This is a genomic window from Flavobacterium aquariorum (assembly GCF_003254745.1).
GTDB lineage: Bacteria > Bacteroidota > Bacteroidia > Flavobacteriales > Flavobacteriaceae > Flavobacterium > Flavobacterium aquariorum.
The window spans coordinates 475553-491842 of record NZ_QKXH01000003.1; the positions used below are offsets into that span (position 1 = coordinate 475553).

The following is a 16290-nucleotide window of genomic DNA, read 5'->3' on the forward strand; positions in this document are numbered from 1 at the left end:
TTAATCCCAAGCACCTTTAAAGTACAAAAGCCACTCCAATTATATTGGAATGGCTTTACTTTTATTGTTAATGTTTAAATTACTTTTTAATAAGCTTAAGAGCTTTTCGGTTAGATCCTTGACTTACTATTGTAAGGTAAGTACCTGTCGGTAATTCCTCTCCAAATACAATTGATTGGTTAAAGTCGCTTTCAATATGTTTGATATGTCTACCACCCATGTCATATACCTCAACTTCAATTTTTTCAACGCTGCCGCCTTCCACTTCAAGAGTAAATTGATAATTACTTGGGTTAGGATATGCTTTCACATCGAAAGGATCTGGGCTAATTGTTGGCTCTATTTCTTTGGCTACAATATTCTCTATACTACCAGTTTTAGCAGTAGGATTTGCACAATCGAATTGATTCCAAAAAACATTTTTATTTGTCGAAGTAACATAATTAGCTATATAAGCACCTTTCATATTCGTATTTTTAGCAGCATCACCGTCCACTTTGACTGTTCCATTCGGTGCAAACACACTGGCATTTACGGTTACATTACCTCCAGGCAACACTCGGAATTCATTTCCACCAATAAAGAAAACTGCTTTATAACCACCAATTGGATTTACCATCGATGATTTACCAATAGACACAGTAGTTTTTACTCTTACAGATATATCGGAAGCAAAAAGTAATTTCGTAGGTGAAGCATCAGTTCCATCTGCTAAGCTTATACTATTAACATTCAGAACACCTGTGTTGTTAGCATTAAATTTAACCTGACTACTTTTACCAATCGATATTGTGCCAAAAATTGTTCCTGTAGTAAAGGTTACATTACAATTGGTTCCAATCGTTACATTTTTGTAATTACCAGTTTTAGTCACCGTAGTATTATTTGGAATACTCAAGTCTGCCAATCCTGTTGTACTAGTGTTATTTACCTGCATATTAGGCAATACTACTGTAGCTGCGCTATAAATTCTTACTGGAACATTGGACATAGGCTGAACTGTAATAAACCTTGCTTTCACAAACGCTCCTGGCGCTGCCACTGTACTGTTGGTGCCGATTTTTGCATAACCCAAAGGTTTTGTAACCCCGACGCTTCCAGATTGAACATAGTTTCCGTTACCCAAATCCACTTGATTAAAGGCAAGAATCGTGTAGTCATTAATAAGGTTTTGCGGTTGGAAATTATAACTAGCCTGTGCGGTTCCACCACAGCCTCCCACTTGAGTTACAGTTACTGTATAGGTGCCTGCCGTAGCAGAATTATACAATGTTATACTTTGTGTAGTTGCACCTCCCGGGCTCCATAAATAACTGTAACTTCCGGCTAATGAAGGATTCACTGTAAGTGTCAAACCACTGCAGAATGCATCAGGACTACTGGTTGCTATCGATGCAGTAAATGAAGAACCTGAATTGTTCGTTACTTTCACATCATCATACGCTGTACAAGAACCACTGCCAACTGTCCATCTTACCGTTACGTTTGTTCCCACAGCCACTCCTGTTATCGTTGTGGTTGGAGAACTTGGTGTCGTAATAATTGCGCTTCCACTGCTACCAACAAATGACCATGTACCTGAACCGCTTTGTGTCATCGTAAAGGTTGATGTGTTGCATAAAGTTTGGTCTGGCTGATTGCTTACGGATGGTGCAGCAGTATTATTAGTTACTATAACATCATCAGACGCAATACAAGAACCACTACCAACTGTCCATCTTACCGTTACGCTTGTTCCTGCAGCCACTCCTGTTATTGTTGTGGTTGGAGAACTTGGTGTCGTAATAATTGCGCTTCCACTGCTACCAACAAATGACCATGTACCTGAACCACTTTGTGTCATGGTGAAAGTTGAAGTATTACATTGTGTTTGGTCTGGCTGATTACTTACTGTTGGCAATACGGTATTCGACAAAGTTACATCATCATATGAAATGCAAGAACCACTTGTTACTGTCCATCTAACAGTTGCACTTGTTCCCACTGCTACTCCTGTTACCGTTGTGGTTGGAGAGTTTGGAGATGTAATATTTGCGCTTCCGCCTATTAAACTCCACGATCCGCTTCCAAGAGATGGTGCGCTTTGTGTTATTGTAAAACTCGAAGTATTACATAAGGTTTGATTTGGCTGATCGCTAACGGCTGCCAATGTAGCATTAGTCACTGTTACATCGTCATAATTACTGCAATTTACGTTTGTCACCGTCCATCTTACTGTTGCACTTGTTCCTCCTTGTATTCCAGTAATAGTTGTAGTTGGCGAATTAGGCGACGTGATAGTTGCTATTCCGCTTTCTAAAGTCCAAACACCCGTTCCTACTGATGGCGTGCTTTGTGTCATTGTAAAACTTGAAGTATTACATAAGGTTTGGTCTGGTTGATTGCTTACGGATGGCAATATGCTATTGGTTACCGTTACATCATCAGAAACACTACAGGAACCATTGGTTACTGTCCATCTAACTTTTGCGCTTGTTCCTACTGCCACAGCTGTAATAGTTGTGACTGGAGAGTTTTCATCTGTAATACTTGCGCTACCGCTTATCAATGTCCATTTTCCTTGTTGACCAGCCGAGGGTGCAGTTTGTGTCATTGTAAAACTCGAAGAGTTACACAAGGTTTGATTAGGCTGATCACTTACGGTTATCATACCATAAACAGTTAATATCACCTCGTCAGATATTATATCGCCGCATGAACCTTTGACAATCACTCTGTAATGGATTCCATTCATCTCATTTGTAACTGAAGCAATGTTTAAACTGCTATTAGTCTCTGAATTAAGATTTCCCCATCCACCACCAACATCAACTTGCCATTGATACCCTGTCGCTGAAGTGGCACTAACACTGAATGTTGCAGGTTGCCCTTCGCACTTAGTCAAACTAACCGGTTGGGTATTGATAACTGGAGATGAAGAGGTAACATTCACTGTTTGGTTTTGAGATGAACTTTTTCCATGACTGTCTGTATAAGTCCACACAATAGTATGTGGTCCAGCAGTATTAAAAGTTGGATCGACATCCGAAACTCCTGTAATGGTTCCATCGCAGTTATCCAAAGCTGTTGGAGCTGTCACTGTTACCGAACATTCAGCGTTTAATGTTGGCAAGGAAGCGACATTCGGAACAGGAGCTTGATTATCAATTACAGTTACTGTAAAGCTACAAGAACTATGATTTCCTGATGCATCAGTCGCTGTCCAAATTACCGTTGTAGTTCCTACAGGAAAGATATTACCCGACAAATAACTGTTATTATCAATACCGTTATTGTTAATAGTTAAAGTTGCACCATTACAATCATTTACATTTGGCTGTACGTAGAATACTCTCGCTCCGCAAATGTTATTATCATTATTAACTGTTACATTAGTTGGACAATTTGTAATAGTAGGAGCTATATTATCAATCACAGTTATTGTAAAACTAGCTGTTTCGGTATTACCATTTACATCAGTAGCAGTATAAGTGATTGTGTGCAGTCCTATACCCAATAATGTTGAGCCGTTTTCATTGAAGGTATCATCATTACTAAGCAGACTAGCTACTCCACAGTTATCCGTTGCAGATGGAGCATTCCATTTAACCAAAGCAGAGCAATTACCTCCGGAAAGATTAACCGTTTTATTCGCTGGCATATTGCTAATAACTGGTTTAATAGTATCTTTTACAGTTACAATAGCTGTCCCAGTGTTTACCTTACCATTAGTATCAGTTACGGTTAAGGTTACTGTGTTTGGGCCTACGTTGGCACACGTAAAGCTATTCGGTGAAACACTCATCGATTGAATAGCGCAATTATCATGCGAACCATTATCAACATCAGAAGCAGTAATACTTACACTGGTTGGATTCAACTCAACATCGATATTTTTTGTAATAACAGTGGGCAGTTCAGTGTCATCCACTATTACTGTTGCTGTTGCATTATCTGTACAGCCATTGGCATCAGTCACTGTTACATGATAAGTCCCTGCTGCCAGATTGGTTGCGGTAGCAGTAGTCTGTGCCAATGCATCATCCCATAAATAAGTATATTCAGGAGTTCCCCCTGTGGCAGTTACTGTAGCTGAACCGTTGGTGTTACCAAAGCAATCCACATTGGTAGATTCTGTTATCGATGCGTCCAATACTTCCAATGGTTCTCCAATAGTGAAACTTGTTGTACCAGTTATGGCACAGCCGTTGGATTCTGTAATTGTTACAGTATAGGTTCCAGAAGCTAATCCGCTAATATCCTGAGTGCTTTCTCCATTGTTCCATGAATAGGTGTATGAGCCACTTCCGCCGCTAACACTCAAATCAATGGATCCGTTTGTTCCTCCTTTACAGAACACATCTACTTTAGTTCCGCTGGCTACCACTGTCTCATTCACCGTAATAGTAAATGTACATGAATTACTGCAGCCATTGCCATCCGTATAGGAGTACGTTATCGTATGTGGACCAACTCCAGCTGTGGCAGGATCGAAATTATTCGCACTTACGCCTGTTCCGCTATAGGTTCCTCCTGATGGAGAAGCCCCTGTTAATTCATAAGCTACTGCATCAACACAAACTGATGAGTTTGATGGACAGGTCAGAGTAGGTAATGGATTCACTGTAATAGTAAATGTGCATGTATTGCTACAGCTATCCCCATCCGTATAGGTGTATGTTATAGTATGCTGACCAACGCCTGCTGTCGCAGGATCGAAATTGTTCGCACTTACGCCTGTTCCACTATAGGTCCCTCCTGCTGGAGAAGCCCCTGTTAATTCGTAAGCCGCTGCATCAACACATACTGATGAATCGGAAGGGCAGCTTACAGTTGGTAATGGATTCACAGTAACAGTAAATGTGCATGAATTACTGCAGCCATTGCCATCCGTATAGGTGTACGTTATCGTATGCGGACCAACTCCCGCTGTCGCTGGATCGAAATTGTTCGCACTTACGCCTGTTCCACTATAGGTTCCTCCTGCTGGAGAAGCCCCTGTTAATTCATAAGATACTGCATTGAGACATACTGATGAATCGGATGGACAGCTTATAGTTGGTAATGGATTCACCGTAACAGTAAATGTACATGAATTACTGCAGCCATTGCCATCCGTATAGGAGTATGTTATCGTATGCGGACCAACGCCTGCTATCGCAGGATCGAAATTGTTCGCACTTACACCTGTTCCACTATAGGTTCCTCCAGAAGGAGAAGCCCCTGTTAATTCGTAAGCTACTGCATCAACACAAACTGATGAGTTTGATGGACAGGTCAGAGTAGGTAATGGATTCACCGTAACAGTAAATGTACATGAATTGCTACAGCCAACCTCTTCCGTATAGGTGTACGTTATCGTATGCTGACCAACTCCTGCTGTCGCAGGATCGAAATTGTTCGCACTTACACCTGTTCCGCTATAGGTTCCTCCTGCTGGAGAAGCTCCTGTTAATGCGTAAGCTGCTGCATCAACACAAACTGATGAATCGGAAGGGCAGCTTACAGTTGGTAAAGTATTCACAGTAATGGTAAATGTGCATGAATTACTACAGCCATTACCATCCGTATAGGAGTATGTTATCGTATGCGGACCAACTCCCGCTGTCGCTGGATCGAAATTGTTCGCACTTACGCCTGTTCCGCTATAGGTTCCTCCTGCTGGAGAAGCTCCTGTTAATTCGTAAGCCGCTGCATTGAGACATACTGATGAATCGGATGGACAGCTTACAGTTGGTAATGGATTCACCGTAACAGTAAATGTGCATGAATTACTGCAGCCATTGCCATCCGTATAGGAGTATGTTATCGTATGTAGACCAACTCCCGCTGTTGCAGGATCGAAATTGTTTGCACTTACTCCTGTTCCGCTATAGGTTCCTCCTGCTGGAGAAGCCCCTGTTAATTCGTAAGCCACCGCATCAACACATACTGATGAATCGGATGGGCAGGTTACAATTGGTAATGGATTCACCGTAATAGTAAATGTGCATGAATTGCTGCAACCATTGCCATCTGTATAAGAATACGTTATGGTATGCAGACCAACTCCCGCTGTTGCAGGATCGAAATTGTTTGAACTCACTCCTGTTCCGCTATAGGTTCCTCCTTCTGGAGAAGCTCCTGTCAACGCATAAGGTGCTGCATCAACACATACTGATGAATTCGATGGGCAGGTTAAAGTTGGCAATGCATTCACTGTAATCGTAAATGAGCATGAATTACTACAGCCATTACCTACATCAGTATAAGAGTATGTAATCGTATGTGGGCCAACTCCTGCTGTTGCAGGATTGAAATTATTAGCACTGACTCCTGTTCCGCTATAGGTTCCTCCTGCTGGAGAAGCCCCTGTTAATTCATAAGCCGCTGCATCAACGCATACTGATGAATTGGATGGACAGGTCATAGTTGGCAAAGGTTTTACAACAAAATCAGTCTTAGTTCGACAACCCGGAACCGAAGTACATTCTGCATAGAAAGAAGTGGTGCCGGCAGTATTTGTATCAGGCAAGCCTGAATTTAAAACTCCAACTGGGTTAAAGGGTGAACCTGTACCGATTAATGTTCCTCCAGAAGAAGCTGTGTACCAATTGAGGACACCATTCGCTAGATAGTAAACCGTAATTTTCATATTATCTACAGAAGCTGTATTGACATTAAAACCAGATTTAGCGATATTTGCAGATAAAGCGACTCCAAAATTTACAGTCTTAATATCGGTTGGAGTCCAGGTTGTTCCCCATAAATCGGAAGCTCCACCATAAGAAATAACAGTTGTATTTGCAACAAGCCAATTAGTTCCTGTATTAGCATAATTACTACCTGCTACAACTCCTGCTTTCATTAAACTAACTGTATTGTCCCTTACAAAATCGCTAAATGAATCGACACTAGAAAATCGTTTAATGGAAATCTGAATCCCTAAAATAGTTGCAGTATTTGGAATTGCCGAGAAATCAAAATTTGTTGCTTGAAGACTATTCGTTGTTACAGCACCACCTCCAAAAGTAGTAGCTGCCGTAGCATAACTGGCATCATCTAAAACAACCCTAGTTGGATTAGTCCAAGCCGTTCCCGCTCCAGCTGCACTAGCACCTGTTACTGGATCTTTTGGTCCCACGCTTACATTTGGATTAGGACAAGAAGAAGTCAACACTCCTCCACTTTCCCCTAAGCAAACCGAAGCTCCAACAGTGACAGGAACTGGATTGACAGTAATAGTTGCAGATCCAGTCATATTCGAAGAACAATTTGTAGTAATATTATATGTTGCTGTTGCAACCACTGTGTAAGTACCCGCTACCGTTTTGTTTCCAAAAGTGATTGCAGATCCCGTTGTTCCTGCTACAGCAGGTCCATCGGGAGAAGCTCCTAAATACAATTGGTAATTTACTCCTGTTTGCGAATTGCTTAAACCAATAGGCATACCTGCCCCACCTTCGCAATATGCACCTCCACCTGTAACAGCATAAACGGTTGGTAAAGGATTGACTGTTATTTTAACAGCAGGTGAAATACTAGCACCACATGGGGCAGAAGTAACTGTTCTTCTATACCATGTTGTTACTGTTGATGGGGGTGTTTGAGGCGGCGTATAATTTTGAAGCGTTCTTGATGCGCTTGCACCATTAGTAATACTCGCATTAGCCCAAGTACCTGTACCAGTATCATTATTTGTACTTTGCTCCCATAAATAAGTATAAGTTCCATTACCACCTGTAGGTGTGCTTCCAACCAAACCTGCCGGTGCAGTTCCTGAACAAATAGATTGATCTGAAGTGATTGTATTGTTTGAAATTAAAGAATTTACCGTTACAGTAGGTGTTCCACTCATTTGCGCTGTACAACCTGTTGCATTGATTGTAGCCAACACATTAAAGGTAGTTGTAGATGTCAAAGCCAATGTCGATAAACTGAATGAAGCAGTACTTGTATTCGAAATCGTAACCGTACTACCTACTATATTACTATTATCGGCATTATTTCTTAACTGATAAGTTGTCCCATTAACACTTGCTGAAGCTGTCCCCACAGTAATAGTTGCTGTGGATCCTGTACATATCGCACCTGCTGGTCCCGTTATTGTTCTGTTTAGTGGTGCCGGATTCACGGTAATTGTTACAACATTTGCCATTTGTACAGAACAATTTGTATTCAAATTAGTAGCCAACACATTAAATGTAAATGTAATTGGATTAGCTGTACTATTAGTCAAGATTCCCGTAGGCAAATTAATTGTTGCTCCAGTGCCTGAAACTGGAATTCCAACAGCTGCATTATTTGAATTATTTCGCAATTGGTACTGTATCCCTAGAGTAAAATCATATTCAGAATCGACAACTTGTATATCTGTACTGGATCCAGAACAAATGGTACCGGTACCTAGTAGATTCTTACTAACCGGTAATGGATTAACCACTACAGTATAGGTTGCTGTCGCGTCTGGACAGGGACTGTTTGAAACGGTCAAAGTTAAAGTAACTGTGTTACCTGCATCACCTACTACAGATGTATATGTTGGTGTCAACGTATTTGCATTACTTAGCGAACCACTTCCATTGTGAGTCCATAATATCGTTCCGTTACTGGATGTGGCGCCGCTTACTATTGCACTACCGCCTGGGCATATACTTGTACTACCCCCAGCTGTTGCTATTGGCGCTTTCTTAAAAGTAATGGTTTTAGACCTAGATACCGCGCCAGGACATAATCCTCCCGGGTCTTCAGAGGTTAAGGTCAAGGTTACTGAACCTAAATCTATTTCAGCTTGGGTTGGTGTATAACTTGTTGCCAAATCTGAATTATTTGGAAAAAACGTTCCATTACCACCCGACCATGTTCCAGAAGATGCACCACCTCCAACTATCCCTGACAATGGTACCTCTCCCGGAGTTGTCATACAAACCGTAACATTGGTTCCCGGATCTACGGTAGCTGCACCGCCATTTACAATTACAACAGACGTTACGGAAACTGCTATACAACCCGCATTAGTAACGGTCATGGTTAAAGTAGCTGTCCCTTCAAAGTATTGATCTGGTGTAAATACAGGCGATTCTATATTTGGATTATCAAGTGTACCTACAGTTGCTCCTCCATCTACTGTCCAAACTATAGTCCCATTTAAAGCTGTTCCGTTTATAATAGCAGTTTTATTTGAGCATATCGTTTGAGTTTCTCCTGCTAATGCTGTGGGTTGGATATTTACTACTTGAGTTTTTGAAGCTGTTTTAGTACCACATAACCCTCCACTTGATGTCAGAGTCAATGTTGCTGTGCCACTATATCCGGGAGGTGGTGTCCAGGTAGCATTCAAATCAGTATCTCCTGGGCTAAATGTTCCTCCAATTCCACCATCTGACCATGTTCCACCAGTGGCGGTACCTCCTACGGAACCTCCTAATGCAGCTGAGGTTCCTCCTTGACATATGGGACTTAGAGCAGCACCGGCATTTGCAGTAGGTAATGCATTTACAGTAACACTTATTGGAGTGGTAGAAGTACACCCCCCCGCATTGGCAATAGTCATGGTTCCATTATAAGTACCTGCTGCAGTCGATGCCGGTATTGTAATACCAGTTATTGTCCCACCAGCAGCATTAAAAGCAAATGCAGTTGAACTTTGATTTGCCATACCTGTCCATGCGATGCTATAAGAAGTTGGACTATTTGTAGTAGCAGTATATGCCAAAGTAGTGGTTTGTGAACTAGCACTAAAACAAACAACGGCAGCTGTACTACTAGCTGTAATAGTTGGTTGTGTACAATAATAAACTCTTACTAAAACTTGATCCAAGTTTATGGTTCCACCACCACCTGTTGAAGCAACTCTTGCGAAAAAAATACCATTACCAAATTCGCTAAGTGCCCAAGGACTATGCCCCCATGTGTCTGATGGAGAACCAACAGTACGGAGAGCATCGGTCGTGCCAAATGCCGTTATTGTTTTAGTAGCAGTAAAATTTGTTTTATTATTCCAAGTAAGTTGAACAGTTACATCCCTTCCACCACCAGAAGGACGATTCCCTTCTAATTGTACCTCTATTCCTAAAATAGTGGCCCCCGCAGGTATGCTAATATTAAACCCTCCATAATCTCCAGTATCACCATTTGCGTCGAAAACAGCATAAGCATTATCCGATGCCAAACCATTGCCAACATTTATAACACTACTAACGCTCAAGCTGGTTGTTGGAGATAAAAGCCCTGTATTTTGTCCAAATGAACTACTAACAAAAAATAAATTCGCAATTAAAAAAACAATAGCAAAAATTCCGGATTTAGGTAGAAATGTTTTCATATTTATGAAATTAAAATTATAAATAAACAACTACAATATGTGTGACATATAGACTAAAATCGGCAGAATGGGGTATCTGTGGGTACTGAAAAAAATCGATAGAATTTGGGGTATCTATCTTAATGAAAAAATATAGAGTTGGGGTTTCTATTTTTTTATATAATCGAAATTCATTTTTTAAGAAAAAAGTAAGCCTTTTTTAAACCTAAACAAATGTTAATTCAATTATAAAATTATAGTACTAAGTTATATTATTCTTAAAATATAAAAGCCGTTTTAACCGTATTTTCGACATAAGTGTTAAAAAAAGCCACAAACTACACTTTGTTAAAATTTAAATGAGATAAAAACTGTTTTTTTTAATTTACCTGGTTAAAAAAATTCCTACATCATTGATTTTAAATTACTTAAAAACTTAAAGTACACGCTTAGATTCATAAAATTATTTAACAGATAGGAAACGTAAAGAAATCCGTTCTGGACTTAACACCTTCGTGAGAAAAATTAAAGCTTAACTCACACAAGCAAAATCGAACAAACAAAATAATCTACAAAAGTAACTCAACAAGCCGAGTCCTATGAAATGCGGAATGCAGGGATGCCACCTTTGTGAGTATGAAAAGTCAGCGGGTTTTTAGAATTGCAAAACGTTTATGACCGCAACACAATTTTGAATGTGAGGAACCAGTAATACTTCTTGACTGCAATTGATTAGACAAAATAGGACTGAATTATATTTATAATCGTTTTTGGTATAAAATCAATCCGTAAGGTTAGTACCTTATTTGCAACCAAATAGTATCAACTCACAAGATCATTAAAAAAAATTATAAGTCGTTATTTTTAATAAAAAATGGGGGTTAGAAATAATAACAAAGATTTAACCCAAAAAAACATCTATCTAAAAAGAAGTGTAAAAAAAAGCGTCACAACAACGGATAAAACTGAATTTCAACGACTTAATTTAATTTTTAACAATTGTCGTTGTATATTTATCTGTTGTTTTTTAACATATTAAAAATCAATATTTTAACTACTTAAAATATTGATTTTCATATAATTGATCCCTTACCCAAAATCTTCTTTTCTCACCTACAACTGCCAATTAAAAATGGATGTGTAACTCCCGTTTTTAAATTCATCTAAAGAATAATAAAAAAGGTGTAGCATGAAAAAATTCTATCTCAACTTGAAACAGTATGTATCGAAAACAGTTATTTTATTTTGGACTGTTTTAATCCTTTTTGCGTTTGGGAATTCCGTTTTTGCCCAAACCACTGTAGATCTTACGACCCCTGGTTCAGCTACTTGGACAGTTCCCTGTGGTGTTACTTCCCTTACCGTTGAGGCTTGGGGAGGCGGAGGCGCCGGTGGTGCAGCTACAATAATCCCCAGTGGAGGTTCCGGCGGAGGTGCTGGTGGATATAGTACTTCAGTAATTACAGTTACTTCTGGTCAAATTATAAATTACACCATTGGATCTGGTGGCATAGGAGGCACAGGAAATGGCGGGGATGGTGGCACAACTACAATTCTAGCATTGACCGCCAATGGTGGAAGTGGTGGTGGTCAAGACATGGGTGCATTCGGAGTTGGTGGAGCTGCTTCTGGTGGAACTACAAATACTACTGGTGGCAATGGAATAATAGGAACTACAACTACAGGTGAAGTCGGAGGAAATAGCACTGTCGCTGGAACAGGTGGCCTTGCTGTTACTTCAGAATCAAATGGAAACAACGGAACAGCCCCTGGAGGTGGTGGAGGTGGTGGCTTACTGCTGTCAGGAGCAGGTCCCTCTCAAGGCGGAAATGGAGCCAATGGCCAAATTAAAATAACATATACCCAACCTGTTCTCAATGCTCCCACAGCAGTTACACCTTCAGCTGCTACATCTATATGTAGTGGAAAAAGCACTAACTTGAATGCCACTTCTGCTGGAAATACCATTAATTGGTACACAGTAGCTTCTGGAGGCTCCTCTATCGGATCATCTGCAAGTGGTGCCAATTTTTCGGTATCACCTACGGGAGATACCACTTATTACGCTGAAGCGGAATCATCTCCAGGATGTGTCAGTACTACAAGAACAGCAACTGGTTTGATTACAGTAACCGCTCTTCCGGTTATTACTGCTCAACCCGTTGCACCTGCTGCTGTTTGCGCTGGAAACGGGACAAGAACTATTGATGTTACCGCAACAGGAACATCCTTAACCTATCAATGGAGAAAAAATGGAACGAATCTGACTAATGGTGCCCCATATACAAATGTTACCACAGCGTCCATGTCCATAACCAATCCGGCTATATCTGAAAACGGTGCCTCTTTTGATGTGATTATAACAGATGCTCAAGGTTGCGATGTAACCTCTAATGCTGTTGCTTTAACGGTAAATGCGTTACCTGCAATTACTGCTCAACCCGTTGCACCTGCTGCTGTATGTCCCGGAACCGGAACAAGAAACATCAGTGTTACTGCAACTGGAACATCTTTAAGCTATCAATGGAGAAAAAATGGAACGAATTTAACTAATGGTGCTCCATATACAAACGTTACCACAGCGACTATGACAATAACCAGTCCAGCTTTCTCTGAAAATGGTGGCTCTTTTGATGTGGTAGTAACAAATGCCGCAGGATGCACGATAACCTCTAATGCAGTAGTTTTGACTGTAAATCCGTCCGCTACTAATGCTACCCTAGTTACTCCTAATACTCCTCAAAATATTTGCAACGGATCGAGTATCAACTTAAATGCTACTTCTGCCGGCAATACTATTTTTTGGTTCACAGTACCAACAGGAGGTGCTAATCTTGGAAGTTCAGCAAGTGGTGCAAATTTTCTTACAACACCCCCTAACAGTGCCACAACAACCTATTATGCTGATGCACGTACTGCAGCAGGATGTTTTAGTGCTACACGAACAGCAACTGGTACAGTAACAACAAGTGCTGCCCCTACTATCAGTGTTCAGCCTGCTTCTCCTGCAGCAATTTGCGAAGGATCTGGGACAAGAACTATTAGCGTAACTTCTACAGCCACTTCCTGGCAATGGCGAAGAAATGGCGTGGACTTAACTAATGTTGCCCCCTTTAGCGGAGTTAATACTGCAACTTTAACCATAACCAACCCTACCACTGCAGATAGTGGAACTTATACTGTCATGCTCAATGGCACAACATGCGGACTTCTCTCGAACAATGCAACCTTAACAGTAAACGCCACTCCGGCAGCTCCTACAGCAGTTACACCAAATAGTCCGGTGGTAGTTTGTACCTCAGACGGAAAAACTCCTTTGAATGCCACTTCTGCTGGTAATACCATTGAATGGTACACTGTCGCTTCCGGTGGTTCTTCGCTTGGAACCTCTACAAGTGGCGCAAATTTTCAGGTATCCGCCCCAACAGCTACGGTTTATTATGCAGAAGCTCGTACCAGTAGTGGTTGTGTCAGTCCCACCCGAACCGCCACTGCCTCGGTAACATCAAATGTTCTTCCTGTTATTACTACACAACCTGCAACTCCTGCTGCTGCTTGTGCCGGAACAGGAGCGGTAACTATTAGTGTAGCCGGAACAGGAGTGACCACGTATCAGTGGAGGAAAAATGGCACTCCTCTGTCTAATGTGGCTCCTTATAGTGGAGTTGCTACCGCAACGCTAACGATTACCAATCCTCCTATAGGTGATAATGGTGCCACTTTTGATGTGGTACTCAATAATGCAACCTGCCCAGTTACTTCTAATTCCGTTACTTTAACGGTAAATACCACTCCCACTGCTCCAACTTCTGTTACTCCAAGCTCTACAGTTACAATATGTGGCTCTGGAAATATTAATCTGAATGCCACTTCTGCTGGTAATACGATATATTGGTACACAGTAGCAACACTGGGCTCTACTATTGGAAACAGTAACAGTGGGGCTAATTTATCTGTTACGCCCCCTGGAGGCACGACCACTTATTATGCGGAAGCTCGTACCCCTGCAGGCTGTAGTAGTCTTACCCGAACAGCAACGGCTGCAATAACATTAACCCCAACACCTGTTGTCACTATTGAGTTTACTGAACAGGTGAATGATAAAACTTATAGTATAGCTGCTTGTGGACATATTGCGCAAGCCGAAAATGATATTGATGTCCATTCAGGTAATCCTGCTGGAGTAAACGCTACTACATTTGGTCCTACAGCAACAGGGCAATGGCAGGTAAGCTATGATAATCAAGCAACTTGGGTAAATGCCCCTGGCCCTACAAGTACTACACCACAATATCTATTTGACCCCGCTTACACAATTTTTGAAACCACACCCGGTACTTATTATTTCCGACTAATACTTACCGTTAATGGATGCCCAGGCACCAGTGACGTCATTACATTAACCACAAATGGAAACCCTACTCTAACTCCAGGTTCAATTGCCGCAGACCAAAGTTCCTGCACATCTCCTTTTAATCCTGCTGCATTTACCCAAACAGCAGCTCCATCGGTTGCAACACCAATAAGTGGGTATGGCTTTTCTTATATATGGCAATCTTCGACAGACAATGTCACCTTTACCAATATTGCTGGTGCAACCGCAAGTACATACGACTCACCAAATATTAGCGTAACAACATACTTCCGCCGCTATGCCATATACGGATCTGCAGGAGGTGGCTGTAGCGCTGTCAGCAACACCGTTACTGTTATGGTTGGATCTCTTCCCCCTCCAACTGTTGGAACCATCACACAACCCACTTGTGGAGTAGCCACGGGTAGTATGGTATTAAGCGGCTTACCTACACCTGGCACCTATACACTTACAAGAACTGGTACTTCTGGTGCAACTACATCTTTAAGTGGAGCAACCACCACAGTCTCTGGACTAGCTCCTGGTACGTATAATTTTACAGTAACACAGGCAGGGTGCGCTTCGGCTTCGGCACCATCTGCCAATGTAGTTATTAATGTACAACCTGTAACACCTGCTGCACCTACGGCCAGCGTAACCGCACAGCCTACCTGTCCCACTCCAAAAGGAACAATAGTGGTAACTGTCCCAGCTCCAGCAGCTAATGTAACTTATACCTTAACAGGAACAGCTCCAGTGGTGGCAGCGGTTACGCAAGCGGGAGCTACATTCGCAAACTTGAATCCCGGAACATATTCGCTAACAACTACCAATACTACCTCAGGATGTACTTCAACTGCAATAAGCCTATCCATAAATTCCGTACCTGCAAATCCGCCAGTACCTACTGCCAGTGTAACAGTACAGCCTACCTGTACCACTCCAACAGGAACAATAGTCATAACAGCGCCTGCGCCTAATGCCAATCTTACTTATACGGTAACAGGAACGGCTCCAGTTGTAGCTGCGGTGACACAGGCAGGAGCCACATTTGCGAACTTAACTCCAGGAACGTATTCGGTAACTGTTAATAATACTCTTACTGTATGTACTTCAAGTGGATTAAGCCTAACGGTAAACCCTGTACCGGCTAATCCGGCAGCGCCAACGGCCAGTGTAACCATACAGCCTACCTGTACCACTTCAACGGGAACAATAGTGGTAACAGTTCCTGCTCCGGCTGCCAATGTAACTTATACCTTAACAGGAACGGCTCCGGTTGTAGCTGCGGTAACGCAGGCGGGAGCAACATTTGCCAGTTTAAATCCGGGAACTTACTCTGTGACCACAACCAATACAACTACAGGATGTACCTCAAGTGCCACAACCCTTACAGTAAATGCACAACCAGTAACACCTGCAGTTCCGACACTCAGCAGCACGGCGGCAAGCTGTTCGGCTGACGGAACCAGCACCATCAGTAATTACAACGCGGGTAACACCTATACCTTCACTCCGACAGGTCCGAGCGCAGGTGCAGGAGGGGCAATCAGCGGAATGACCGTTGGAACCTCCTATACCGTTACCGCCACCAGCGGAGGCTGTACCTCTGCCGCTTCGGCATCGTTCAGCAATGCGGCGCAATTGCCAACACCTGCAGTTCCGACACTCAGCA

General features: G+C 41.9%; 2 protein-coding genes. One reads left to right on the forward strand and one right to left on the reverse strand.

All coding sequences use genetic code 11. The annotated features are described in order from the left end of the window. Window positions 1–79 precede the first annotated feature (79 nt). Complete coding sequence (locus DOS84_RS07410) at window positions 80–10282, reverse strand: HYR domain-containing protein (protein ID WP_111409474.1); 10203 nt, start codon at window positions 10280–10282, stop codon at window positions 80–82. A 1168-nt stretch (window positions 10283–11450) separates the two neighbouring features. Between DOS84_RS07410 and DOS84_RS07415 the strand changes: the two genes are divergently transcribed. Further along, window positions 11451–16290 (forward strand): beta strand repeat-containing protein (locus tag DOS84_RS07415; protein WP_207802028.1); only part of this gene is annotated, 4840 nt, incomplete at its 3' end.